This is a genomic window from Aestuariirhabdus litorea (assembly GCF_003864255.1).
GTDB lineage: Bacteria > Pseudomonadota > Gammaproteobacteria > Pseudomonadales > Aestuariirhabdaceae > Aestuariirhabdus > Aestuariirhabdus litorea.
The window spans coordinates 781,634-805,651 of the sequence record NZ_QWEZ01000001.1 but is presented as its reverse complement, the minus strand read 5'-3'; the positions used below and the strand labels follow the sequence as shown (position 1 = coordinate 805,651).

Sequence of the window (24,018 nt, the reverse complement as noted above, 5' to 3'; positions counted from 1 at the left end):
ACTGTTTCACGCCCCGCGCGATCCTGTCGGCAAGGGCCATCCCCTTCATCTATCCTCTAGGGGAAACTTCGGGGGAGCTATGGACAACCGGCACTATCCCATGGCGAAAATCCGCAATATCGGATTTATTGCACACATCGACGCGGGCAAAACCACGCTCAGCGAGCGGGTCCTTTTTTACAGTGGCTTCACCCACCAGATGGGCAATGTGGATGCGGGCAACACCGTCACGGACTGGATGGCGCAGGAGCGCGAAAGGGGCATAACCATTGTCTCGGCGGCGATCACCACCAGCTGGCGCGAGCACCAGCTCAACATCATCGATACGCCCGGACATATCGACTTTACGGCCGAAGTGGAGCGCGCCCTGCGTGTCCTCGATGGGAGCGTAGTGTTGATCGATGCGGTGAAGGGGATCGAGCCCCAGAGCGAGACTGTCTGGCGGCAAGCGGACCTGCATCGGGTGCCACGCCTCTGTTTTATCAACAAGATGGACCGCACGGGCGCCAACTTCGACAACAGCATTGCCAGCTTTGCCCGCCGCCTGGGCTGCGAGCCGCTGCCACTCCAGTTACCGATCGGCAGCGAGCAGTCCTTCAGCGGCGTTATTGACCTGCTCAGCCTGCGCGCCCTTTACTGGGAGGGGGAGCTGGGCAGCGAGGTCCGCGAGGAGCCGATTCCGGAGTCCCTGCTCGCCACCAGCGAAGCCGCCCGCACACGCCTCATTGAGCGGATCGCCGAAGAGGATGAGATCCTGTTGGATCGCTACCTGGAGGGTGCCCCTCTGCAGGTAGCGGAGATACAAGCCGCCATCCGCCGGGCTACCCTCAGTGGTCGACTCTTCCCCCTGCTGTGCGGCGCCTGCCTGCGAAACCTGGGTGTACAGCCCCTGCTCGACGCCATCGTCGATTACCTCCCCTCGCCCGCTGACGTTGACGAAGTGGAGGGCAGGCACCCCGACCGTGACGAGCGTGTCCGCCTGCCCGCCAGCAGCGAAGCACCACTGGCAGCACTGGTTTTCAAGGTGGTGTCCGATGCCTACGCCGGTCAAATGGCCTATGTGAGGGTCTACTCCGGAACCCTTAAAAACGGCCAGAAAGTGTGGGTCCCCTCCCGCCAGCATGAGGAGCGAATCGGACGCATGGTACGGGTCTACGCCGATCGCCGGGAAAACATCGACGAGGTGCCCGCCGGCGAGATCGACGCCATCATCGGCCTCAAGGGGGTCTACACAGGTGACACCCTCTGCAGCCGTGAGAGCCCCATCCTGCTCGAGACCATCGAGTTCCCGGAACCGGTGGTCAAGATCGCCCTGGAACCGGCCACCCACCAGGATCGCGATGCGATCAGCCAGGCCCTGGCCAACCTGGCGGAGGAGGACCCTACCTTCCGGGTCCATACCGATGAGGAGAGCGGCCAGACCATCCTCTCGGGCATGGGGGAGTTGCACCTGGAGGTACTGGTGGAGCGACTGCAGCGGGAGCACCATGTCTCGGTCCGGACCGGCCGCCCCAAGGTCAGCTACAAGGAGACCATCACGGACCCGGTGCTGGGTATCCGGGGTCGCCTGATTCACCAGAGCGGAGGCCACGGGCAGTATGGCGATGTGGTCATCGATGTTCACCCGGCCGAGCGAGGCAGCGGCTTTCGCTTCCTCAACCAGGTCAAGGGAGGGCTCATACCAACGGAGTTTATCCCGGCGGTCGAGAAGGGGCTCAGGGACGGCATCAGCTGTGGCCTGATCGGCGGCCACGACATCACCGATATCGAGGTGGCACTGGTGGGCGGGTCCAGCCACGAAGTGGACTCCAGCGAGCAGGCGTTCCGCAGTGCCGCCGCCATCGCCATCAAGCGTGCCATCCATGAAGCTGGCCCTCGCCTGCTGGAGCCTATTTTCGACCTGGAGGTCAACGTACCCGAAGAAAACCTCGGAGACCTGCTCAGCCTGCTGGCCCAGATCCGTTGCCGGGTGGAGGAAAGTACCGGTACCGACACACAGGCCCAGATCGTGCGTGGAAAGGTACCCCTGGCGGAGATGTTCGGCTTCACCACCCGACTCCGCTCACTCAGCCACGGGCGGGGCTTCTTCTCGATGAAGTTCAACCACTTTGCGCTGGTTCCCGCCAGCCTGCAGAAAGAGCTTGCCCCCCTGCTCTAGGCCACCCATGTATCGCCTTCGTGACTGCCTCGTTTTCTGCTGACTCCGGGGTGTTGACCCCATGCAAGGGAGTCATTAATATAGCGCCTCCCAAGCAGTTCCCCGATAGCTCAGTTGGTAGAGCAAATGACTGTTAATCATTGGGTCGCTGGTTCGAGTCCAGCTCGGGGAGCCATCTATACCAAAAGCGAAGCTGATCCTGTCGGCTTCGCTTTTTTTATTTCTCCCCCCTTTTAGCCCTCGCCCTAATCCCGTATAAGGAGTGCAGGATTCAACGCCCCAGCAGGGATAGCAGTATGTCAGTGGAAAGTGCCCTCACCTTTTTTATCGCGATTTTTATCTTTGGTGTCACCCCCGGACCCGGCGTGTTCGCCATTCTGGCCCGCGCCATGAACGAAGGGGCCTCAAGCTGTTTTACCCTGGCACTGGGCATGACCATCAGCGATATCATCTACCTGGTATTGGCCTGCCTGGGACTGGCGGCGATCGCGGATAACTGGAGCGGTCTCTTTACCCTGATTCGCTGGGTGGGAGCCGGTTACCTGATCTACCTCGGCTGGATAATGTGGCGCCAGCCGGCGTCGCTGGCGGTCGGTGACTATCCGCGTAAGCGTCACCAGGGGATGAGCTTCGTACAGGGGTTCCTGATCTCCGCCTCCAACCCCAAGGTGATTCTCTTTTATATCGCGTTCCTGCCCACCTTTATGGATCTCACCCGCCTCCACCGCTCCGATATCGCGTTGGCGGCCGGACTGACCCTGGTGGCCCTGATGGCCGGCCTGATGCTGATCGCCCTCAGCGCCGCCCAGGCGCGCCGTTACTTCCGCTCGGAGCGGGCAATGAAAGGGCTCAACCGTATCTCCGGCAGCATTATGGCCGCCGCCGGAGGCTACCTGATCCTGCGCTAAGCCATTGCCTCAGGGCAACTCCTCTTCGCTGTCAACCAGACGGTCCAACGCTCTGTCAGTGGAGTCCTCCGCCTGACTGTCCCTCAGCGCCTCGGCACGCATTTCGTCCTCGGTACGCTGTTTCCCTATCCTGAAAATCACATAGCCCGGGCTCACGAACTGGTTTACCGCCATCCCCAGCACGGTGCCCGAATAGGGGGCCAGCACCTGCTGGCTGGAGTTGGTGACCGGATTGATCACCTGTGCAATCACCTCCCCCTCGAGCACCTTTTCCCCCAGCTCGACCTCGGCCAGCAGAATCCCGCTGTGGTCCGCCAACACCCACTCCGACTCGTAGAAAACCGGCTGGGGGGTGCTCCAGAAGCGGAAGCTGCGGGTCATCCCCAGCTCGCCAAAAAAGGTCTTGATCGCTTTTACACCGTACTCCACCGCCTCCGGTTCCAGGCTAAGGGGGCCTCCAATTTCCATCGTCACCGCCGGTATGCCCTCCTCTACGGCGGCGTTGCGCAACATCCCCCGGCTTCCCTGGCTGTGCAAGACCGTCATTCCGCCGAACAGTGACACCATCCGGGCGACCCGCTCGTCGGTCAGGTCAGCCCTCAGCTGGGGCAGGTTGGTCCGATAATAGGAGCCGGTGTGCAGGTCAATCAGGGCGTCACACTTGAGAATCACCCTCTGGAACAGCCCGTGGGCATAGCGCGCCGGAGTCACCCCTTTGGGGTCGCCGGGGAAAAAGCGGTTGAGGTCGCGCCGGTCAGCCATGTAGCGCTCCTGCTTCATAAAGCCCTCCATATTGACGATGGGGACCACCACCAGGGTTCCCGCCAGGGTGTCTGGCTCCAGCCCGTAGATCACCTGGCGCGCAATCTCAATGCCGTTCAGCTCATCGCCATGCAGGGCAGCCGTGATGCACATCACCGGCCCCTGCCGGCCGCCGTGGGCAACCACCACCGGAACCTGGAACTGAATACTGTTGATCGATACCGGCCAAGTCACCGGCTCCCGGCTACCGGGGGCGATCGACTGCCCCAGGATTTCGAATGGTTTATCCTGTGCCGCACGGGGCTTTACCTGCTGTTCGATGGGCTCGGCCGAAGGCTTGGCAGCCCGGGGCGCTGGCTCCGGCGCCCGGCTTTCACCCGCCTCACTGGCAAACTCTGCACTCCCCAACACCCCCTCATCAGCAGCCAGCGGCGGAACAGGAAGCGATAGCAGCAGTGCCAGCGCCACAGGCAACCCGGCCGCCACCCAGGGGCAGTGTTTGCCGCTCTCTGCTCCTTGCTTAAAAAGTCGTCTCAGACACTCCACTTGTTGCACCGATTCCCCCTGTACGCTTTCCCTTGATCACCCATTCTGTTAACCCTGCCACAGCATGGCCACCGCGTGCCCCGTTCTCCCTTTTAACACAGGTCCAGCCTCCTATCTCCGCTTCTACCGTCTAGAATGCAAAGGAGTCTAGGCGTTTTTCGACAACCCACAGGGCCCACCTGTGTACAGTCTAAAGGCAGGGTCTGGGTGAAGCGAGCCCTAGACGGATTCCAGCGTATGAGGAAGGATTCCCAAACATGTCTGATTTTATGTTTAGCGATGAGCCCGAAGAGCTCGTTGTCCCTGTGCAGGCGGAGAAAAGCTGGCGCGTGCTGGTGGTCGATGACGACCAGGCCATCCACCAGGTCACCCGCATGGTATTAGGGGGGCTGGAGGTCGAGCATCGACGAATCGAGCTGCTCTCGGCCTACTCAGCTGCCGAAGCACGGGAAATACTGGCCAGTGACAAGGAGATTGCGCTGGCCTTTGTTGACGTGGTCATGGAAACCGAGCACGCGGGGCTCGATCTTGTGCACTGGATACGCACCGACCTGAAAAACCAGTGTATTCGGCTGATCCTGCGCACCGGCCAGGCCGGACAGGCACCGGAGGAAGAGGTGATCCGTGACTATGACATCAATGGCTATAAGGAGAAGACCGACTTTGTCGCCAACAAGATGATCTCCACGCTGTATGCGGGTATACGCGGTTACCGCGATATCATCACCATCAAGAAAAGCCTGGAAGGGCTGCGCCGCCTGATCGAAGCCTCCAATGACATGCTGAAGATACGACGCCTTAAGTCCTTCGGCTCGGCAGCCCTGGATAACCTGCTCACACTGATGGAGCTGGAAAGCTCCGCACTCTACATCGCCCACACCGCCGAAGATGTCTACAGCGAATCACGGGACCTGGTGATCGCCTGCACCGGGAAGTACATCTGTTGCACCGGGAACCTGGATAATGACGACCTGTCAGCCGAGGTGCGTGACCGCATCCATCACACGTTTAAAACCCGACAGCATAATGTAGGAGAGCACTTTTTCGCTGGCTATTACGAAACCCTCAACCAGACCGCCTCTGTGCTCTATGTGGAGCACGAGAACAGTACCGACCAGCTTCAGGTGGAGCTGCTCGATATGTACACAGCCAATGTGTCACTGATTCTGGAGAGCCTCACCAACCACAATGAGATCGAGCAGGACCTGATCTATCTCATTGGCGGTGCCATCGAAAGCCGTAGCCCCCAGACCGCCCATCACACCGAGCGGGTGGCACGCATGAGCGAGTTTATCGCCCTTACCCTGGGATTGAGTGAACCCTTTGCCCGGGTCATCGGTATCGCCGCTGCCCTGCATGACATCGGAATGATAACCGTCCCCGAGTCCGTGCTCTCAACACCGGGGCCCCTGAACGACGAACAGTGGCTCCTGGTCCGACAGCACCCGGTGGCGGGGGGAGAAATCCTCGCACGCGGTAAGGGTGTAATCGCCAAGGCCGGCGCCCGCATCGCTCGCCACCATCATGAAAATTGGGATGGTAGCGGCTACCCGGAGGGTCTCAAGGGCGAGGAGATCCCTGTTGAGGCTCGTATCGTAGCCATCGCCGACCGCATCGAATGCCTGAGGGCCGAGCGACCTTACCGAAAACCCTGGCCCGACCACGAGATCCGGACTTACCTCACTGAGCAACAGGGAAAAGCGTTCGACCCCCAACTGTCGCAATTGGCCGTTAACCACTTTGATCGACTACTTGAGCTAAGCAATCAGGTGGCCTTACAGGAGGAGGTCTGATGGAGACCCTACTGCGAGAGATTATTGAAGGTGTCTCCAACACCTATGGAGAAGCGTTTTTTAATCGAATCACCCTGCAGCTACACAAGGTGATCGGCGCCGACTACACCTTTATTGCCCGGCTCGACCGACAAAAATACACTTCACGCACCATCGCCCTGGTTGCCCACGGCGAGCTGGCCGACAATTTTGAATACTCCCTGGAACACACCCCTTGTGCTAACGCGGCAGACGACTCCATCTGCTGCTACCCCAGCGGTATCTGCGAACACTACCCCGACGATCAGCTGCTGCTCGACATGAAGATCGAGGGCTATCTGGGAACCCCCCTGCACGACTCCCAGGGTGATGTACTCGGCATTATTGTGGCTCTCTACGAGCAACCGATCCGAAACGAAGAGCAAACCCTGACCCTGTTCAAGATCTTTTCAGGCCGTATCGCCAGCGAGATCGAGCGTTCGGAATACGCCGACACCCTGGAGGAGCGGGTCAAGCTGCGCACCCAGGAGCTGCAAACCGCTCTCGACAACCTCAACACCGCCCAGGAACAGCTGGTGGAGTCGGAAAAGCTGGCGGCCCTGGGGCACCTGGTGGCGGGTGTTGCCCATGAGGTCAACACCCCTCTGGGTGTGGCCATCACAGCCCACAGCCACCTGCAGTCGGCTTACCATAAACTTAAACAGGGGTTCGACAACAAAACGCTCTCCTCCCAGGAGATGAGCCATTTCCTCGACACCTTTGCCGAAGGCTCAGCAATGATTGAGAGTAATCTGGAGCGCGCCTGCGAGTTGGTGCGGAATTTCAAGAAAACCGCCGCTGACCAGCACTCCAACGACTGCGAACAGATACCCTTGGGGGACTATTACAGGCAGGTCGCCTCGACGCTTTCCCCGCTTCTGAAAAAGAAAAAGGTACAGCTGGAGATTCACAGTGTGGGTGATGGCCTCATTAACACCTTCCCGGGTGCCCATGCGCAGATACTCACCAACCTGGTGGACAACAGCGTCAAACACGGTTTTCGGGAGCGTACCGAGCAGGACCGGAACCAGATCACCGTCACCATCACCCCGATGGACCAGAACCGATTCAAGGTCGACTACCGGGACAATGGATGCGGTATTGAGGATGGGATTCAAGCAAAAGTGTTCGACCCCTTTTTCACCACTTCCCGCGAGACGGGCAGCACCGGGCTCGGCCTCTCGATTATCTACAACCTGATTAAAAAACGCTTCGGTGAAAGCCTTACCCTGATACCGGAGCCCGAAGGAGTCCATTTCGAATACGTGGTATCAGGGTGCGGCTGTGAGGGGCCCGCGCCCCCTTGATCGCTGCCGCGACCCACAGGGACGTGGGGAGTGCCGGCCTGGCAGGAGCATTGGCCGGCCCGTCCCTGGCTCTCGCGATCTACCGCTCGTCCCTGGGCATAAAAAAATGGCCACCCGGAGGTGGCCATTGAGCGCCGGCCTTGACCGGCTCAGGCTGAGCTAGAAGTTCAGCGATATATTACGATGCACCGACTGACAGCGAGCCACACCCTTGGCCTGCTCCAGGGTCATACGCTTTTGCAGACGCAGGCCGATGGAGTAAGCGATCGCCTCGTCGTACTCAGCCAGTGCGGGACCTACAGCTTCACGGGCACGCTGGCGCCACTCAACTTCAGCCTGGTACAACGTCATCGCCTTGCTGTACAGCTCCAGCGCCTTGTCACGGTCGGGATCATCCCCCTTCAGGGCGCGACGGGCCTTGGAGAGCGGAGACTTGATCTTGCTGGAGTCTTCCACCCCGCCCAGGTTTGACTCGGCCTGTTTGATCGCCTCCATGGCCACCTCCGGATCGGCGCTGGTGATGGTGCTCCTGAGTCCGTCAAGCTCTGCCTTCAGGGCAATCAGCGGATCGGTATCGGCCAGAACCTGACGCAGCTTCATGACCGGCTCATAGGCATTGTCGACGTTATTACGGTAGCGGTTACGCGCCGTTTTCTCCTCCTTTTGCAGCTCTACAAAGGTCTTCCTTGAGGCCTTCCATTCGTCCGGAATCTCGGCTTCAAGCTCATCCCGATACTGCTGCAACTCCTCCAGCTTGTCCTTGATACGATTGATCGCAGCCTGGTCGGGGTCATCCTCGCGGGTCATGCGACCCATCGTCTGCTTCCAGCTCGCCATCTGCTTATCCACAATACGAATACGAGACTCGAGGCGGCGAACCTCACCGTGTAGCGGCGCATAGTCGGTGCTGTAATTCAGCACATTGGCTTCCGCCTCGCGCACTGACGCAACCAGGGTAAAGGTGGCTGTTGCTTTTTCGCCACTTTCAGCCAGGGATTTCTGCCATGAGCGAGGCAGGCTGCTGAGGTCGGTTTCCTGCATCCGTGTGATGCTGGAGCGCAAGCGATCGCCCTCACTGTCATAGACCTCAAACAACTGCTCCTCCAGGCACATCTGCAAGCGCGGATTCATCGGAGGCGGCGCATTTTCAGAGGTGAGGTAGGTTCGGTAGGGCAGGTAGTTGACCAGGCTCGGGTAAAAGCCGGCAATCACCAACGCGAGCAGCTGCAGGCCGATAAAGGCCGTCGCCCCCTTGTAGATCGACAGGGTCTTGACGATCTTGGGTGCCACACCCCTCAGGTAGAAGAGTGCGAAGCCAAAGGGTGGCGTCAGGAAGGAGGTCTGGATATTCAGCCCCACCATCACTCCGAGCCACACGGCGGTCACGTTTGCCTCCGGGTCCGCCAGCAGGATAGGCGCAACAATGGGCACCACCACCACGGCAATCTCGATAAAGTCGAGGAAGAAGCCCAGCAGGAAGATGACCAGCATCACCACGATAAACTGGGTCCAGAAGCCTCCCGGCAGGCCGGTCAGGAAGTGTTTCACCAGTTCCTCACCGCCAAAACCACGAAACGCCGAGGTCAGCATGGCGGCACCGATGAGGATGATAAACACCATGGAGGTGGTCTTGGCGGTCTCCACCATCACCTCATTGAGGGTATTGTCGATTCGATAGGCGCGAATGGCACTCCAGCCGACGGCGAACAAAAGCCCGGCCACCGCGATCGACGCGATCACGATGCCCACCATGTTGTCGCCAATGTTCTTGATATTAAGGGTGTAGAAGCTCAGCACCACCAGCAGCACCAGGGTTGAGCCGATAGCAAGAATGGCCGGATAGTAGGAGCTGCGCTTACCTTCGGTCAGGCGGTAGCCTCCCATGATCATGGCCCCAACAGCCCCGATGGCACCGGCCTGGTTCACGGTCGCAACCCCCATGATAATGGAGCCCAGTACCACAAAGATCAGGGTCAGAGGCGGCATCAGCGCCAGGAAGACCTGCTTGGCAAACTTAAGATCATACTGCCCCTCGTAGGGAACCGGCGGCGCCATCTTGGGGCGCACCAACGCCACGATCAGGATGTAGCCCACATAGAGCCCCACCAGAATCAGGCCCGGAATCAGGGCCCCCATGAACATGTCACCGGCGCTGGCGGAGGTAATGTCGAATACCGAGGGCATCGAGAACTCACCGGTCGCATCTTTGTAGAGCTGCTTGCGAATGGTGCTGGCCTGGTCGGCGGCACTGGAGAGCTGGTCGGCAAGGATGATGAGCACAATGGAGGGGGGAATGATTTGCCCCAGGGTACCCGAAGCACAGATCGTGCCGGTGGCCAGCGAATGGCTGTAGTTATTGCGCAGCATCGCCGGCAGCGAAATCAGCCCCATGGCGATGACGGTCGCCCCCACGATACCGGTGGTGGCCGCGAGCAGCGCCCCCACCAGCACCACAGAGATGCCCAGGCCGCCGGGAACCGGGCCAAACAGCTGCGCCATCGCAACCAGCAGGTCCTCGGCGATCTTCGAGCGTTGCAGCATGATCCCCATGAAGATAAAGAGGGGAATGGCGATCAGGGTGTCCCGCTCCACATCCCAGTAGAGACTGCGGAAATTGGTGACACCGGCACTGAGCCACTGTACCGGCCCTCCCTGGGCAAAATAGGCACTGCTGTCTCCGGCGAAGAGGTAGCCACAGGCAGCGGCGAGTCCGATCGACAGTATGGCGGATCCGGGAAGGGAAAAAGCTACCGGGAATCCCGAGGTCAAGGCAACGACCATCAGTAGCACGAGTATGGCTAGAAAAACGAGCTCCATGAAACGGGTCCTGTTTTGAAATTATGGGTGATCGGATGCGATGGTCATACCATCATCGGTGCTGTTGGCCTGCACACGCATGCCGTGGTCGTTGCCTTCATCATCCTCCTCACGGAGGTCAGCAACATTGCTCAGCAGGTAGCTGGCAAACTGGACAATCATGGAGAGTGCGAACACCACCAGAAAGCCCACCATCAGATATTTAACGTACAGCCCGTAACCACTCTGGGTGATCTCGAAGCTGAGCAGCGGACTCACAATACTGCTTCCCTTGCTCCACATGCCGGTGGTGAGAATGACCCAGCACAGGGGCAAGCCGAGCAGGCACAAACCCAGGATATTGGACCAGGCCTTGGCACGCCGCCCAAAATGGGCATAGAGCACGTCGACTCGCACGTGGCCGTCATGAACCAGGGTATAGGCACTGGCGAAGAGGAACAGGGCCGCATACCAGAAACGAACCAGGTCACCCATAAAGGCCTGCTCGTAGGAGAACACAAAGCGGGAGATCACGATCTGGAATTCGGCAAACACCACCAGCAGCGCCAGCCAGGTGAACCCCAGTGTACGTGCAAAGGCTGCAATCACCATGGCCAACAATAACAGCGGGTAGTGAATATAGGTGCCACGGTACTGGGGACGCCCCAGCTCCTGTGTCAGCTCATCACCAAACAGTGCCTCCAAAAAACCCTCGATACGCATGAAGGAGATCAGGCTATCGGCCAGCCCCACCAACACCACAGTCCAGAAAGCGGCTCTCACAATATAGCCGGCAAAACCGGACCAGAGCGCTGCATCCACCCGTAGCGAACGGCTGGGGGTCATCAGCACAAAGCCACAGATAGCCACAAAGCCGGACAGGTAGAGCCCCAACTGTATCCAGCCAAGGGTCAGGGCCTCCCCTTCAAGAGCCTCTTTTTCGCCCCCCCCGAGATGGGCAAGGAGTTCGATCAGGCCAGGCCAGTCACGCCAGAAGGTGAGATAGTTATTGAAAAGAAAGAGTAGCGCCATCGCCACCAGGGTGCCGGCCAGAATCCGTAAGGTCAGAGTCAGCATCCTGCCGCTGTTACTGCCGCCTGCTCCCTTTACAGGGTGGGGAGATCCCGCGCCCATCGCAGCTGAGGTAGTTGTCGTATTCATGGAGGTGCGTCTGCCTGATAATTTCCTGCCTTGATCACCCACCGGGGAGTTCCTCTCCCTTGTTGCAGTCTGCCTGTATAGACTGAGTGATCCTGGCAATATCTATATTTGAGTATTTATCATCTTTCACCCCTGTTGGGGGGGTGAAAAAACGCGGAGCACCAGGCTCCGCGCTTCTCACTGCGTGTGGTCCTTACAGGCCCAGTACGCGGTTACGCTGGGACACGTAGGCCTGATCAGAGATCTTGGCCCAGGAACCCACTTCCTGCCGAGCTTTGGCAAAGCTTTCGTGGATCTCATTGGCCAGCGCGCTGTGCTGACGAGTTTCGTCGAACACCTCTTCGGCCGCTTCACCGAAGCTGTCGTAGATATCGTCACTGAAGGCACGCAGTTTAACGCCCTGCTCCTCAACCAACTGCTTGAGGGAAGCACCGTTCTTGGCGTTGTACTCGGACATCATGACATCGTTTTCCATGGATGCCGCAGCGTTGATCAATAGCTGGTCAGCCTTTGAGAGCCCTTCCCACCAGGATTTGTTCATACCGATACCGAGCATCGCGCCCGGCTCGTGCATGCCTGGGTAGTAGTAGTACTTGGCCGCTTCGTAGAATTTCATGAACTGATCGTTCCAGGGACCTACCCACTCAGTGGCATCGATGGAGCCGGAAACCAGGTTTTCATAGATCTGGGTGCCAGGCAAAGAGACGGGAGATCCACCCAGCTTGGCCAGCACATCACCGCCAAGGCCAGGCATACGCATCTTCAGGCCTTTGATGTCGTCGGCAGAGTTGATCTCCTTGCGGAACCAACCGCCCATCTGCACACCGGTGTTACCACACATCAGCCCTTTGATGCCGAAATCGCCTGCCAGTTTGTCCCACAGCTCCTGACCGCCGCCAAAGCGGATCCAGGCATTCATTTCGGTGTAAGTCAGACCGAAGGGTACGGCGGTAAAGTAGGCGAACCCCGGGTGCTTGCCCTTCCAGTAGTACTCCGCACCATGGTAGAGCTGCGCGTTACCCGAAGCCACTTCATCGAAGGAGTCAAAGGCCTTTACACGCTCGCCACTGGCAAAGTAGTTGACCTGAATACGACCATCACTCAAATCGGTGACACGCTTGGCAAAACGCTGTGCACCGGTCCCCAGTCCAGGGAAATCACGCCCCCAGGTGGACACCATGTTGATTTCCATTCGCTCCTTGGCGATGGCGGGGGCCGAAATGGTTGTAGCGGCAGCAACACCACCGAGGCCAACCAGGCCCTTCTTAAGTACTTCACGTCTCTTCATTCTGACTTTCTCCTTGCTGTTATTATTTGTATACGCATGCAGGTTACTGCCTGTGCTTGCCAACCCCGGCACCAACACCCAAGCCGGATGATCTCCTGAGTTTTCCGGTGATCGCACCGCCGCCAACAGTGGGCAGCCTTGCCTCTGGGTAGTCACACAGGCCACTCGAATCACTCAGTTTAGTAAAAGCGATGCCTGCCCCCGAATAAAGAAGGTTTTACCATAGTTCGACTAAAGTAGGAGCAATTCAACCCCTGCGCCACTAAAGAGCCCAGTTTCGGGGCAATTTACCCGTGCCCACGTCCCGGTTCCGGCTGAACGGTCTTACCAATGGTAATTGATACCGAGCAAAGGCGCGAAATTCAAGAGGCAGCCAGCCCCATGCACCTACCGGTGAACCCGTTCACACCTAACGATGGCGCAACGCCAACATCAGGGCAGGCACACGGCTAATCAGCATGGCCAAAAACACCAGACTGCAGCCCACGAGTTGGATAAGGGCCATACGCTCACCAAACCAGAGGGCGGCCAATAGCGCGGTAAAGACAGGCTCAAGTGTGAGGATCAGGGCCGCATGACTGGCGCTGGTTAACCCCTGGGCATAGATCTGCAACCAGAAGCGCAACGCGGTGGCCACCAGGGCACTGACCAGCAACCACCACAAAATGGCCGCCTCAACCTGCGGGGGCCAGGACTCGAACAGCAAGGATCCGAGCAAGGAGAAACTCCCCACCATCAATAGCTGAATCGAGCTCAGGGGCAACACCGGAACCTTCCCGGAGAGACGGGTAATCAGGCAGATATGCAGGGCAAACAGCAAAGCCGCCACCAGAAAAAGCAGCTGACTCTCCTCCATGCTGACCTGGCCTTTGAGGGTCAGGCATGCCAGACCCACTATTGCCACCGGAAGCGCTATCCAGGTAAAAAAAGGCTGCTTTTCGCCGAACAGAACACGCACTAACAGAGGTACCAGGATAAAGGCAAGGCTGTTGATAAAGGCCCCCTCACCAAGGTGCGTAGCGCTGTTCAGCCCCAGGACCCAGAACACCATCGCCACCGACATGACGCAACCAACCCGTGCACAGGCCTTCAACTGTGGAGTAGACAGCACTTTCCAGTCGCGCCCAACGACTATCGCCAACACCATCCCTGCGAGGGTAAAACGCAGCCCGATGAAGAGTAAGGGCGGCAGCCCCGCCAGCGCCTCTTTGGAAAACACCCAGCCCGCAGCAGCAATCAGGGTAACAATAACCAGCAGCAGATCGGCTTTTAGGGGGTGAGCAGCGTTCAGGGAAACCTCACGGGGATCATTGGCCGTAACCCGCCTTATCTATCGAGACAGCAGGCAACATCCTTTATAGAAAACGGTATCAGGGTGACTTACAGCGAGTCGTTATGTTGATGAACGTCACAGATAACGCAAGTACCTGATAGAAAAAACCACACTACTGATATGGATTAAGAAAACCTTAAGACTTATGGCCTACGGTTTTACCTGCTTTGAAACGTTTTAAATTTCAGGAACCCCATAGCTTAACAGCTTTACTTTAAGGATGACGACCATGAACACCTTTAGCAAAACCAGCTTAGCACTTGCGTGCGCCTCCTCCATGTTGATGCTTGCACCCGCCTCTTATGCGGCCGACTCATCACTGGTGAGCGTAAAAACCAGCAGCAGCATCACCCTTGACGGCATGGCGGAAAACGCTTGGGATTCAGCCAAAACGCTCAGCGTGCGCCTCGACAATCTTCCTTACAAACCCGACAACTACAAAGGCATGACCTCAGTCGATGTCAACCTGAAGTCGCTATACGATGACCAGTTCGTCTACTTCCTCATACAGTACAAGGATCCTACCAAGAGCTTGATGCGCTACCCTTGGGAAAAACAGGCTGATGGCAGCTGGAAGCAACTGAAAGACAAAGACCATACCGGTCACGACAACGTCTACTACGAAGATAAGCTAGCCCTCCTTTGGGATATCAACGCACGCGGCTTTGGCAAGAAGGGTTGCGATGCAGCCTGTCATATGCAGGACGATGACGGCAAGATCAATGGCATTGATCAAAAGGGTAAAGCACCCGGCCGCAAGTACACCCGCAAGGATCAAACCATCGACATGTGGCACTGGAAAAGCGTTCGCATGAACCCGGTAGGCGTAATTGATGATCAGTACATCGATAGCGTTAATGACCCTGCGGTTAACAAAAACTGGGGGCGTCACGGCGATGCCAAGACTGGCGGTGGCTACGTCAACAACATGAACGAAGCCAAGGATGGACCGGCCTTCATGAACCGTACCCAGGATGGCCTTAACGATTTCACTATCACTCCGGACCAAAAAACTGAATTCGTAGATACATTCAAGCCGGGTGATATGGTACCCGGCATCATGTCTACCGCATTTACCGGCTCCCGCGGTGACATCTGGGCCAAGGGTGCATGGAAAGAGGGTATGTGGACCATCGAGATCAAGCGCAAACTGGTGACCACCGGTGAGAAAGCCGATATTCAGGATGTACAGTTCTCCGATCTCGGAAAAGCCTATAGCTTTGGTGTTTCTGTGTTTGATAACTCTCAGATCAACCACATCTACCACGAAGGTGTGTTGAAGCTCAGTTTCCAGAAGTAATGAAGTGATCCAGCCCGCCCTCAAGGGCGGGCTTTTTTAGGCATGTAAACCATGCATCGCAGTTTATGGACAACTGATCAGGACGATTATCATGCGTATAGATACCCTCAATTTCCAGGCCCGTCTCGGGCTTTCAGGCTTCCTCATCACCGTGATTTTGGGTGCTCTTAGTGCTGCCACCCTGATCGGGCTAATCTACTCAACCAACACCAGTGGCTTTAACGTGCCTGACATGGACAAGGTTAAAGCAAAATACAGTGACCCTATGCTCGTGGGCGCCATGAAAAGCTCCATGTACGAATACGTCGCCGAGGATGGTGACATCGAAGTGATTGCGCAGTGGATCAAAGACGGCGCCAAGGATGATGAGTACTTCAAAGAAGAGGTAATGTATATCCTCGAGGAAGACTGTCAGAAGTGCCATAGCCGCAACTCCACCATGAGCAAGGCGATCACCTCAATCCCTTTCAGCAGCCATGAAGATATCATCAAATACACCGAAGCCGGGTATAGCTGGACCCACATGGCAAAAAACGCTCACATTCATCTCTTTGGCATGTCGGTGTTTCTGGTTCTGGTCACGCTGGCATTCGCCTTCAGCTCCTATATCAGCGCACTTAAAACGCTATTAATCAGTCTTAGCTGGATCGCCCTGTGGGCCGACATTTCGGCATGGTGGCTGTCCAAGTATTGGGATGGTTTTGCTTACCTGATCGCCGGTGCGGGTTCCGTGGAAATTGGTAGTGTGATCGCGATGAGTGGCCTGTGCCTGATTAATATGTGGTTCAAGCTACCGTCCTTTATGCTGGAAAAAGACGAGAGCTAACTTGCCCCTCCACCATCGATAACCGTAGAAAGGGAGGCCCGAACTGGAACCTCCCTTTTTAACGCCTGAATTTACTGCAAACGAATACGCTCGGCATTTTTGGCCAGGGTTTTCTCGCCAATCCCCTTGACCGCGGTTAACTCCTCCAGCGCCACGAAGGCGCCATGTTTATCGCGATAAGCCACTATCGCCTGCGCTTTGGTCAAGCCGATTCCCGTCAGGTTATCGGCAATGGTCTGGGCATCGGCAGTATTGAGGTTGATGGTTGGCATCGCTACCGCCTCGGTAGCAACCGCTGTAGTGCCGGGGGTTGGCTCGGATGCCGCCCAGGCCATAGGGGCACACAGCAGTGAAACCACCAACAGGCACGACCGAACCGAGCTGGCCCTGTTTCGTTGTGTACGCAGAAAACCATCCTGATTTTTATGAGCGCTCATCATCTTCCTCCTTAAAGAATGGGCTATAGAGCGCATACAGGTTAAGGCGTCCCGGGATCTGCGTCTGTAGGCGATATTCCTTGGCTAATGCGGGTTTAAGGCCGTGCAGATCGCCGCAGGTGGTTCGCTGGGGGAAATCTGCCAGGACGATCACCTACAGGGACCTCAGGTTTTATCTGACCGGCAGGGTTATCCATCCAGCGAGCGGTGCTACACTGCCCTCTGCTGGAGCCCTTGATGACCCAACCGACCCATAACGCCTTTCTCCTCACTCGCCAATGGCGAGATACGGCCCATGGCCTGGAGTTGACACTCTGGCTCAAAGGCGAGCAGGGGCCGGTGCGGGCGAAAATTGGGGGTGAGAAAGCGGTCTGCTTTATCAACACCGGGTCGCTCCCCCAAGCCCTGCCACAGCTATCCTCCCTGCCGGGCTTCCAGTCACGACCGCTGCAGCTGCTGAGTTTTGAGGGGCAGGCCATTACCGGCTGTTACTTCCAGCAGCAGCGTAACCTCTACCGGGCCCGCGACCTGCTACGCAAACAGCAGATTGAGCTCTATGAGGCCGATATCCAGCCCAGCGACCGCTTCCTCATGGAGCGATTTGTCCTCGGTGCCCTTAGCTTGCAGGGCACGCTCGTTGACCAGGAGGGCTTCCAGGCGATCCAGCAACCCAGGGTGCGAGCCCGGCAGCTTGAGAAGATTCCCCGCTTCCGGGTCGCCTCCATCGACATCGAAACCGATTTGCGGGCGGAGCAGCTCTATTCCATCGCCATGGTCAGCGGAAACCATGACCAGAGCCCGACCGAACGCGAGGTGCTGATGATCGGTGAGGGGACACCTCCTCCCCACACCCGTTTCATGCGCGACGAGCGAGAGCTGATCCAGGTTTTTTGTGACTGGTGCCACGACCGGGACCCCGACCTGTTAATCGGCTGGAACCTGATCAATTTCGATCTGCGGGTACTGCAGAAGCGAGCCGATGCGCTGGCCATTCCCTTCTGCATCGGGCGCGATGGGAGTGCCCTTGAGTGGCGCCAATCCCGCGATAACCCGGACCACTTCAGCCTGCTGCTGCCGGGGCGGGTGGTGCTCGATGGCATCGACACCCTCAAATCCGCCACCTGGCACTTCGAGAGTTTTGCCCTGGATGCGGTGGCCCGTGAGCTGCTGGAGCGGGGCAAGCTGATCGAACATAACGACCAGCGGGGCGAAGAGATCGGGCGCCTTTTTATGGAGGATAAAGCGGCCCTGTCGGCCTACAACCTCGAGGACTGCCAGCTGGTGTGGGAGATCTTTGCCAAAACCGAGCTGATCGAATTTGCCACCCGCCGCGCCTGCATGACCGGACTGGCCATGGACCGCTTTGGCGGCTCGGTCGCCGCTTTCGACCACAACTACCTCCCGCGCCTGCACCGAGCCGGCTACATCGCCCCCAACCTGACTCAAAATCCCCGTGGAGTAGGCAGCCCCGGAGGCTATGTGATGGATTCCGCCCCCGGCCTCTACCGCAATGTGCTGGTGCTCGACTTCAAGAGTCTCTACCCCAGCATCATCCGCACCTTTATGGTGGACCCGCTGGGACTGATCGCCGGCCTTAAGGCCGATCCTCGCCCGGCCAACGACAGCCAGCATGAGACCGACCTGCTGGAGCACTCCACCCTGGTGCCAGGCTTTAACGGAGCCCTGTTCAGCAAGGAGCAATCGATCCTGCCAGGCCTGATCGAGCAGCTCTGGCTCCTACGCGATAACGCCAAGCGGGCGAAAAACCAGCCCCTCAGCCAGGCGATCAAAATTTTGATGAACTCCTTTTACGGTGTGCTGGGAACCCCGGGGTGTCGCTTCTTCGATTACCGGCTGCCCAGCTCCATCACCCTGCGCGGCCACCAGATCCTCACCCGTAGCAAACACTTTATCGAGCAGCAGGGGCACCGGGTGATCTACGGCGATACCGATTCGGTATTCGTGCTGGTGGAACAGGCGCTGGCGGCGGCCGATGCCCGGGCCATCGGTGAGGAGCTGGCGCGGGGGCTCAACCAGTGGTGGCTCGAACGGTTACAACAGGAATATGGGATCAAAAGCCATCTGGAGATCGAGTTCGAGACCCACTTCACCCATTTCCTCATGCCCACCATCCGCGGCTCGGAACAGGGCTCAAAAAAGCGCTACGCGGGCATTATCGAGCAGGAGGGTAAGGAGCGCCTGATCTTCAAGGGGCTGGAAACGGTTCGCAGCGACTGGACCGCCCTCGCCCGCCGCTTTCAACGCAGCCTCTACTGGAAGATTTTCCACGGCGAGGACTACCGCGAGTTTATCCAGCAGACCGTGGCCGACACCCTGGAGGGCAAACACGATGGAGAGTTGGTGTATCGCAAACGGTTGCGCCGCCCGCTGTCGGAGTACAGCCGCAACATCCCCCCCCACGCCCAGGCGGCACTGCGCGAAGAGGAGATTCGACGGGTTCGCAACCTGCCACCCGCATACCAGCGCGGGGGCTGGGTGGAGTACCTGATGACTGTTAAAGGCGCCGAGCCCGCCCGCTACGCAGAGTCCGCCCTCGACTACGAACGCTACATAGAACGCCAACTGGAGCCGATCGCGGACGGGATTTTGCATTTCCTGGGCGACTCCTTTGCTGAAATCACCGGTCGACAGATGGGCCTTTTCTAGCCCAGTCAGGATTTCTGCTTACCGCACCGCCTCCGATTTTTCGCCAACGCCCACCCTGCTAGGTAGTTTCCCTCACCCATCCCGGGTATCTACCAATAGTGCGCGCCCCTTCAACTCTCTATCCTGTACTCATTGGTTAATGAGACAGCCAACGAAAAAGGGCCTCGTCCTCCCAAGGGCAGAGCCACCGGATCGAAAGAGCCGGAACTTTTTGACCGGCTTAGACTCTTAACCAATGTGTAGCTCACAACTCCCTCGTGACTACTCCTGTGTTTAGTGTTGACAGTAATCTCTCAGCAACCCCCCAAGCGCTGCAGAGATCTTGTAGCGGTCATGACTCTCCCCCTTTGGTCATGACCGTTTTTTTTGCCCCCGCTACCCCCCTAAAAAACCTCTATTTTCATAGGTTTATATTTTTTGCGGTTTTTTCTTCCAAACAGTGGAACTTTGCTCACAGAGCGCGTGTCATAGTTAGTACAGAATGTTGACAGTGAAGTACCACTCCTAGTGTTGTTGTTCAACCCGGACACGATCCCCCAAGCGTGAAGGGTTATTGAGATAGACGGCTATGACTCCCCCTTAGGTCATAGCCGTTTTTTTATGCCCAGGGATGGGCGGTATGCCGCGAGAGTCAGGGATGGTGGCAGCGGTGATGCCTACATGGATGTGCGGGCCAGTGGCTGCGCAACTGGCACTCCCTACATCCCTGTAGGTCGTAGATCGCGAAAGGCAGGGATGCCGGGAGCGAGCCAGTCGCTATACCTAACCCTGAACACAACCTCCGGCTCCATTATGGTCTATGCTGGAAGCAGTCTGTGTGAACTATCCTGGGCAAGGTTCAACGACTGAAACCCCGGCACCCTAATCGGTCCGGGGTTTGTTTTCGTCAGGAGGGGAAAACGCCTTAGCAGCTAACGCCGGTTCCACGCAGCCCGCAATACCCATCGGGATTCTTCGCCAAATACTGCTGGTGGTACTCCTCTGCGTAATAGAACTGAGGGGCGAGTTCAATCTCAGTGGTGATGGGACCAAACCCGGCCCCCCGGAGAGAAGCCTGGTAGTCACTGCGACTTGCGCAGGCAAACTTGAGCTGCTCATCACTGGTGCAGTAGATTACCGAGCGGTACTGGGTGCCCAGATCATTACCCTGACGCATCCCCTGGGTAGGATCATGGCTCTCCCAGAACAGCTTAAGCAACGACTCATAGGCGATCTTCTGCGGGTCGAACACCACCAGCACCACCTCGGCATGGGCTGTACGACCGCTACAGACTTCCTCATAAGTGGGGTTGGGGGTGTGCCCTCCGGCGTAACCCACCGCCGTACTGTAGACCCCCTCCTGCAACCAAAGGCGACGCTCAGCCCCCCAGAAGCAGCCCATCCCGAAGATCGCCATCTCCATACCTTTTGGAAAAGGGGGCTTAAGGGGGGTCTCCTTGACGAAGTGACGCTCCGGCACGGGCATCAACTGCGGACGTCCGGCTAAAGCGTCGGATGCGGAACAGAGGGTAGTTTTATCGAGCATAAGGAACACTCCGGTATTGGGTAAAGAGGCCCTCGCAGGGGGGCTATCAAGGCAGCAGATGATCAACCGGCGCCCGGAGGCGGTCGGGTTTCGCCCTTTTTGCTTCGCTACGTTCTAACCAGTGACGGCTTTAACCTAGGTAGTTATCACAATAGAAAGAAGTACCATTACGGATAGCCGGGAACAATCTGCTGTCTATACTTACGGGGACATTGACCTACTCCTAAGGTTCCAATGTTACCCGGACGGCCCGACGACCCCAAGCGTTGGGCCGTCCCTTTTTGGAAGGCCCCAGCGGGACCGGGTTGCCGCCAACTGCTGCAGCCCCCGGTCCCACCCGCTCGCCCCTAAAGGGCTTCGCTCAGCGGCGCTCCCTGCTGGCGGGTAAGCCAGGCCTGAATCCGCTTAAGCAGCACGCCATACAGGGGCAGGAAAAAGAGCAGGCTCACCGCCAGCTTGTAGCCGTAGTCCACCAGGGCGATCTCAAGCCAGTTCGCCGCCATGAAGGGGTCAGTCGACTGGTAGAAGGCCAGCGCGAAGAAGGCCAGGGAATCCAGCAGGTTACCAATCACCGTCGATACGGCCGGAGCCACCCACCAAACACGAAGCGCACGCAGCCGGCTAAACACACGAATATCCACCAGCTGGCCCAGCAGGTAGGCCGCAAAGCTGGCAAAGGCGATGCGCGCCACAAAGCTGTTGAACTCCAGCAGAGCCGCCGCTCCCTGGTAGGCTCCCTGGTAAAAGAGCACCGACACCAGATAGGAGATCGCCAGGGCGGGGAACATCACCCGGAAGATGATGCGCCGGGCCGACTCAGCACCAAAGATTCTCACCGTAAGGTCAGTCGCCAGGAAGATAAAGGGAAAGCTAAAGGCTCCCCAGGTAGTATGGAACCCGGCCAGGGTAAAGGGGATCTGCACCAGGTAGTTACTGGAAGCGATCACCAGGATATGAAACAACACCAACAGGAGTAGCGCCCGGGCGGGCACAGAGGAGTAATGCATTAGAGGATTCCTTTTTGTATGAGGTGAGGGAACTCGCACAGACGCGCAAACTGATTGCTTAATACAGACTACACCAAAAAACAGCGGCCATCTTGCAGCCGGTGAGACAGTAAAGGGCACCCCTGATTACCACCACCAGCAAAAGCGAGGCGCATTCTAAGAGTTTCTTTGGGCAATTAGTAGCCCCTACCCCCAACCTGGCCGGTTTCGTTCTCAACCCGCTATACCCTGTCGCCGCTCCTAACCTATCCAGGATCTTTCTTGTCCCTTTTCCTTATCGGCAGAATCACCGCCCCGCATGGTGACGGATGGCAGGGGTTACCCGCTTCATAGCGGGGTACATGCTCACCCTGCTGCCCATCAATCATAAGGTTCCCTGACCTGAACACCACATGGTAGACATTGCCGCACCGATAGACGGAGGGGCGTTCACTCATGGCTTATTCCTCCTGTTCCATAACCCTTGATCACTCCCCGTCGAGGGGTCCTCAGCCAGCCTGCGCTCTTGCAGGGCTTGAAGGAGGCCAGCACGCAAACCAGGACTCTCCCGCTCCTAGCCAACCCAATCTCCTCCACACTCACAGCGCCGGTAGCGAGATGACTGCCTATCGGTTTTACCCACACAGAAGGGGCAGAGGGTGATACTGCAGCAGGTGCAGATCGCCAGATTCTCCAGCTTGTAACGGTTGCCGCAATGGTTGCAGCAGCCCCGCTCGCGCAACTGGCTATGGAACCAGTCCTCGGGCTGGTTGGCCTCTCCGGCCTCCAACCAGTCCAGGATCAGTGGGTCAAGCACCGGCGTTCCCTCCGGCTGTGAACCAACCCAGCAGCGCAGCGCAACCAGTTCCAGCCCCGACAGCAGCCGTTCGTGGGGGTGCTGCTCCTCCTCCCATTGCCCGGCGAGCCGGCGGTAGTGGTTAAGGCTTGAAGCATCGCCCTCGCTGTTCATCCGAGGCGGGGTCGCGCTGCAGCGGGCATCGGCGCTCTCAAGATCAGGACCCAACCCATAGTGCATCCCCTGGCAGAGCGGCCGAATGCCCCCCCCGATCCCCCCCTTCCTCGGCCAGGCAGGCACGCATCCACTCCAGCCGGTCGATCAGCTCGGTCTGGTCGATGGCGCGCACCAGAAATCGCTCCTCGCTGCGGCGATAAAAACGGACCCGGAGGCTCTCGGCTGCGCCGAACACCCGGGTCAGCAAACGGTTCAGCTCCGCCTTGCCCCATCCCTCGCGGGCAGAGTTGTCAACACTGAGTTCGATCACCGCCACCCAGGGCCAAAACAGCAATTGATCCCGTTCAAAACAGGCCAGGCTACGCAGGCCAGTGTCGTCGAAGCCGGCAGGCTTACGACCATAATCACTTTCCGCGACACGGTAACTGTTACGAATCAAAAGCTCGCGCTCGCCCAACCCCTGTTCAGGCAGCCCACTGAGCAGGGTTTCAAGCCATTCCGGCCCGGAGACGATTGAGCGCAGACGGATCGGTGCCCTTCGCGTACGGGGCTTGTTTGATGCAGGCTTATTGTCACCCATCAGAGGTCCATCGCCATCTGATAGTTCAGAGGGGCCCGGTCGCTGGGCAGCTGACCGCTATCCTGGCGCATATCGGCCAGTATCCGCTTGAGGCTCTCCTGCCCCAGGTGGGGCCGTGCGATCAACGCACCAACGATACGCTCCACGAAAAGCCAGCCACTGTGGTGGGTCATGATGCGATTTGCCCGGGCGATGGCGCTGTGCAACAGACGCTCGCGGTTGAGGGGCAACATCTGCTGGAACTCGGGTATCTCGCGTTGCAGAACCTCCATCGCCCGCATCTCCTGAACCAGGGATTCAAAATCAGCCTGCGCTCCCTCCACCTGCCCGAGGGGTATCCGCAGATAGCCTCCCTCGGCCACACCACCAGCCATCAGAATGGTACACTCGACCAGCAGCTCCTCAACCGCATGGGGCCAGAGCTGGCTAAGCTTGGAGATACCATCCATCCGCTTTCCAACCGGGGGGCGCCGGGCATTCACCATCCAGCCACTGACATATTTGTCGGCCTGCATCGAGATCTCAAACACTGCACGTCGATAGTAGTGAGCCACTACCGCATGACCTGCCTCGTGATAGGCGACCTCATTGAAACTGGGTTTGCGCTCCTTGACCATGTTCACCCCATCGCAACCTCAGCAGCGGGTTGCTTTA

At 58.1% G+C, this 24,018-nt stretch carries 18 protein-coding genes and 1 tRNA gene; 8 read left to right on the top strand and 11 right to left on the bottom strand.

Features of this window, described 5'->3' with window-relative positions:
• The first annotated feature begins 100 nt into the window (after positions 1-100).
• The 3 genes from fusA to D0544_RS03855 all read left to right on the top strand — a co-directional run bounded on the left by fusA (position 101) and on the right by D0544_RS03855 (position 3,066).
• The gene (gene fusA, locus D0544_RS03865) at positions 101-2,158 is read left to right on the top strand and encodes an elongation factor G (RefSeq protein ID WP_243647242.1); all 2,058 of its coding nucleotides are present in this window, start codon (positions 101-103) and stop codon (positions 2,156-2,158) included.
• A 99-nt stretch (positions 2,159-2,257) separates the two neighbouring features.
• Positions 2,258-2,333: transfer RNA gene (locus D0544_RS03860), tRNA-Asn, on the top strand.
• A 121-nt stretch (positions 2,334-2,454) separates the two neighbouring features.
• Positions 2,455-3,066, top strand: coding sequence for a LysE family translocator (locus D0544_RS03855; protein WP_125014681.1), 612 nt, complete (start codon positions 2,455-2,457; stop codon positions 3,064-3,066).
• 9 nt (positions 3,067-3,075) lie between these two features.
• Here the strand turns inward: D0544_RS03855 and D0544_RS03850 are convergent, their stop codons facing one another.
• Positions 3,076-4,383 carry a succinylglutamate desuccinylase/aspartoacylase family protein gene (locus tag D0544_RS03850; protein WP_125014680.1) on the bottom strand — a complete coding sequence of 436 codons (1,308 nt, stop codon included), beginning with the start codon at positions 4,381-4,383 and terminating at the stop codon, positions 3,076-3,078.
• A gap of 248 nt (positions 4,384-4,631) precedes the next feature.
• Here D0544_RS03850 and D0544_RS03845 point away from each other — a divergent pair, with 248 nt between their 5' ends.
• Both D0544_RS03845 and D0544_RS03840 read left to right on the top strand, forming a co-directional pair.
• Positions 4,632-6,167 carry an HD domain-containing phosphohydrolase gene (locus D0544_RS03845; protein WP_125014679.1) on the top strand — a complete coding sequence of 512 codons (1,536 nt, stop codon included), beginning with the start codon at positions 4,632-4,634 and terminating at the stop codon, positions 6,165-6,167.
• Positions 6,167-7,492: a GAF domain-containing sensor histidine kinase gene (locus D0544_RS03840; RefSeq protein WP_125014678.1), complete on the top strand. Its 1,326-nt coding sequence runs from the start codon at positions 6,167-6,169 to the stop codon at positions 7,490-7,492. Before D0544_RS03845 ends, D0544_RS03840 begins: the two co-directional genes overlap by 1 nt.
• Positions 7,493-7,651: 159 nt before the next feature.
• Here the strand turns inward: D0544_RS03840 and D0544_RS03835 are convergent, their stop codons facing one another.
• The 4 genes from D0544_RS03835 to D0544_RS03820 all read right to left on the bottom strand — a co-directional run bounded on the left by D0544_RS03835 (position 7,652) and on the right by D0544_RS03820 (position 13,995).
• Entirely contained in the window at positions 7,652-10,309 is a 2,658-nt protein-coding gene (locus D0544_RS03835; RefSeq protein WP_125014677.1) for a TRAP transporter large permease, read from the bottom strand.
• A gap of 21 nt (positions 10,310-10,330) precedes the next feature.
• Entirely contained in the window at positions 10,331-11,365 is a 1,035-nt protein-coding gene (locus tag D0544_RS03830) for a TRAP transporter small permease subunit (RefSeq protein WP_125014676.1), read from the bottom strand.
• 277 nt (positions 11,366-11,642) lie between these two features.
• On the bottom strand, positions 11,643-12,737 hold the full coding sequence (locus tag D0544_RS03825; protein WP_125014675.1) for a TRAP transporter substrate-binding protein: 1,095 nt from the start codon (positions 12,735-12,737) through the stop codon (positions 11,643-11,645).
• A 409-nt stretch (positions 12,738-13,146) separates the two neighbouring features.
• Positions 13,147-13,995, bottom strand: a complete 849-nt coding sequence (locus D0544_RS03820; RefSeq protein WP_341538850.1) for a DMT family transporter — start codon at positions 13,993-13,995, stop codon at positions 13,147-13,149.
• Between the two features lie 304 nt (positions 13,996-14,299).
• Here D0544_RS03820 and D0544_RS03815 point away from each other — a divergent pair, with 304 nt between their 5' ends.
• Both D0544_RS03815 and D0544_RS03810 read left to right on the top strand, forming a co-directional pair.
• A complete protein-coding gene (locus tag D0544_RS03815; RefSeq protein WP_125014673.1) occupies positions 14,300-15,370 on the top strand; it encodes an ethylbenzene dehydrogenase-related protein in 1,071 nt (356 codons plus the stop codon).
• Between the two features lie 91 nt (positions 15,371-15,461).
• Positions 15,462-16,196: a hypothetical protein gene (locus tag D0544_RS03810; protein WP_125014672.1), complete on the top strand. Its 735-nt coding sequence runs from the start codon at positions 15,462-15,464 to the stop codon at positions 16,194-16,196.
• A 71-nt stretch (positions 16,197-16,267) separates the two neighbouring features.
• On the opposite strand, the gene D0544_RS03805 is transcribed toward D0544_RS03810, so the two are convergent.
• A complete protein-coding gene (locus D0544_RS03805) occupies positions 16,268-16,633 on the bottom strand; it encodes a ComEA family DNA-binding protein (RefSeq protein WP_207905752.1) in 366 nt (121 codons plus the stop codon).
• Positions 16,634-16,870: 237 nt separating this feature from the next.
• Here D0544_RS03805 and D0544_RS03800 point away from each other — a divergent pair, with 237 nt between their 5' ends.
• Positions 16,871-19,300, top strand: coding sequence for a DNA polymerase II (locus D0544_RS03800; protein ID WP_125014671.1), 2,430 nt, complete (start codon positions 16,871-16,873; stop codon positions 19,298-19,300).
• A gap of 904 nt (positions 19,301-20,204) precedes the next feature.
• On the opposite strand, the gene msrA is transcribed toward D0544_RS03800, so the two are convergent.
• The 5 genes from msrA to D0544_RS03775 all read right to left on the bottom strand — a co-directional run bounded on the left by msrA (position 20,205) and on the right by D0544_RS03775 (position 23,987).
• Complete coding sequence (msrA, locus tag D0544_RS03795) at positions 20,205-20,825, bottom strand: peptide-methionine (S)-S-oxide reductase MsrA (RefSeq protein ID WP_125014670.1); 621 nt, start codon at positions 20,823-20,825, stop codon at positions 20,205-20,207.
• A 347-nt stretch (positions 20,826-21,172) separates the two neighbouring features.
• On the bottom strand, positions 21,173-21,832 hold the full coding sequence (locus D0544_RS03790) for a 7-cyano-7-deazaguanine/7-aminomethyl-7-deazaguanine transporter (protein WP_125014669.1): 660 nt from the start codon (positions 21,830-21,832) through the stop codon (positions 21,173-21,175).
• Positions 21,833-22,385: 553 nt separating this feature from the next.
• Complete coding sequence (locus D0544_RS03785; protein ID WP_125014668.1) at positions 22,386-22,835, bottom strand: hypothetical protein; 450 nt, start codon at positions 22,833-22,835, stop codon at positions 22,386-22,388.
• A complete protein-coding gene (locus D0544_RS03780) occupies positions 22,825-23,364 on the bottom strand; it encodes a hypothetical protein (protein ID WP_125014667.1) in 540 nt (179 codons plus the stop codon). Before D0544_RS03780 ends, D0544_RS03785 begins: the two co-directional genes overlap by 11 nt.
• A complete protein-coding gene (locus D0544_RS03775) occupies positions 23,364-23,987 on the bottom strand; it encodes a M41 family metallopeptidase (RefSeq protein ID WP_125014666.1) in 624 nt (207 codons plus the stop codon). The genes D0544_RS03780 and D0544_RS03775 overlap by 1 nt, the downstream gene beginning before the upstream one ends.
• Positions 23,988-24,018: the final 31 nt, after the last annotated feature.

Coding starts and splice junctions, on each gene's coding strand:
- D0544_RS03845 (WP_125014679.1), top strand. CDS start 4,632: ATGTCTGATTTTATGTTTAGCGATGAGCCCGAAGAGCTCGTTGTCCCT.
- D0544_RS03815 (WP_125014673.1), top strand. CDS start 14,300: ATGAACACCTTTAGCAAAACCAGCTTAGCACTTGCGTGCGCCTCCTCC.
- D0544_RS03855 (WP_125014681.1), top strand. CDS start 2,455: ATGTCAGTGGAAAGTGCCCTCACCTTTTTTATCGCGATTTTTATCTTT.
- D0544_RS03800 (WP_125014671.1), top strand. CDS start 16,871: ATGACCCAACCGACCCATAACGCCTTTCTCCTCACTCGCCAATGGCGA.
- D0544_RS03835 (WP_125014677.1), bottom strand. CDS start 10,309: ATGGAGCTCGTTTTTCTAGCCATACTCGTGCTACTGATGGTCGTTGCC.
- D0544_RS03810 (WP_125014672.1), top strand. CDS start 15,462: ATGCGTATAGATACCCTCAATTTCCAGGCCCGTCTCGGGCTTTCAGGC.
- D0544_RS03805 (WP_207905752.1), bottom strand. CDS start 16,633: ATGAGCGCTCATAAAAATCAGGATGGTTTTCTGCGTACACAACGAAAC.
- msrA (WP_125014670.1), bottom strand. CDS start 20,825: ATGCTCGATAAAACTACCCTCTGTTCCGCATCCGACGCTTTAGCCGGA.
- D0544_RS03825 (WP_125014675.1), bottom strand. CDS start 12,737: ATGAAGAGACGTGAAGTACTTAAGAAGGGCCTGGTTGGCCTCGGTGGT.
- D0544_RS03790 (WP_125014669.1), bottom strand. CDS start 21,832: ATGCATTACTCCTCTGTGCCCGCCCGGGCGCTACTCCTGTTGGTGTTG.
- D0544_RS03830 (WP_125014676.1), bottom strand. CDS start 11,365: ATGCTGACTCTGACCTTACGGATTCTGGCCGGCACCCTGGTGGCGATG.
- fusA (WP_243647242.1), top strand. CDS start 101: ATGGCGAAAATCCGCAATATCGGATTTATTGCACACATCGACGCGGGC.
- D0544_RS03840 (WP_125014678.1), top strand. CDS start 6,167: ATGGAGACCCTACTGCGAGAGATTATTGAAGGTGTCTCCAACACCTAT.
- D0544_RS03780 (WP_125014667.1), bottom strand. CDS start 23,364: ATGGGTGACAATAAGCCTGCATCAAACAAGCCCCGTACGCGAAGGGCA.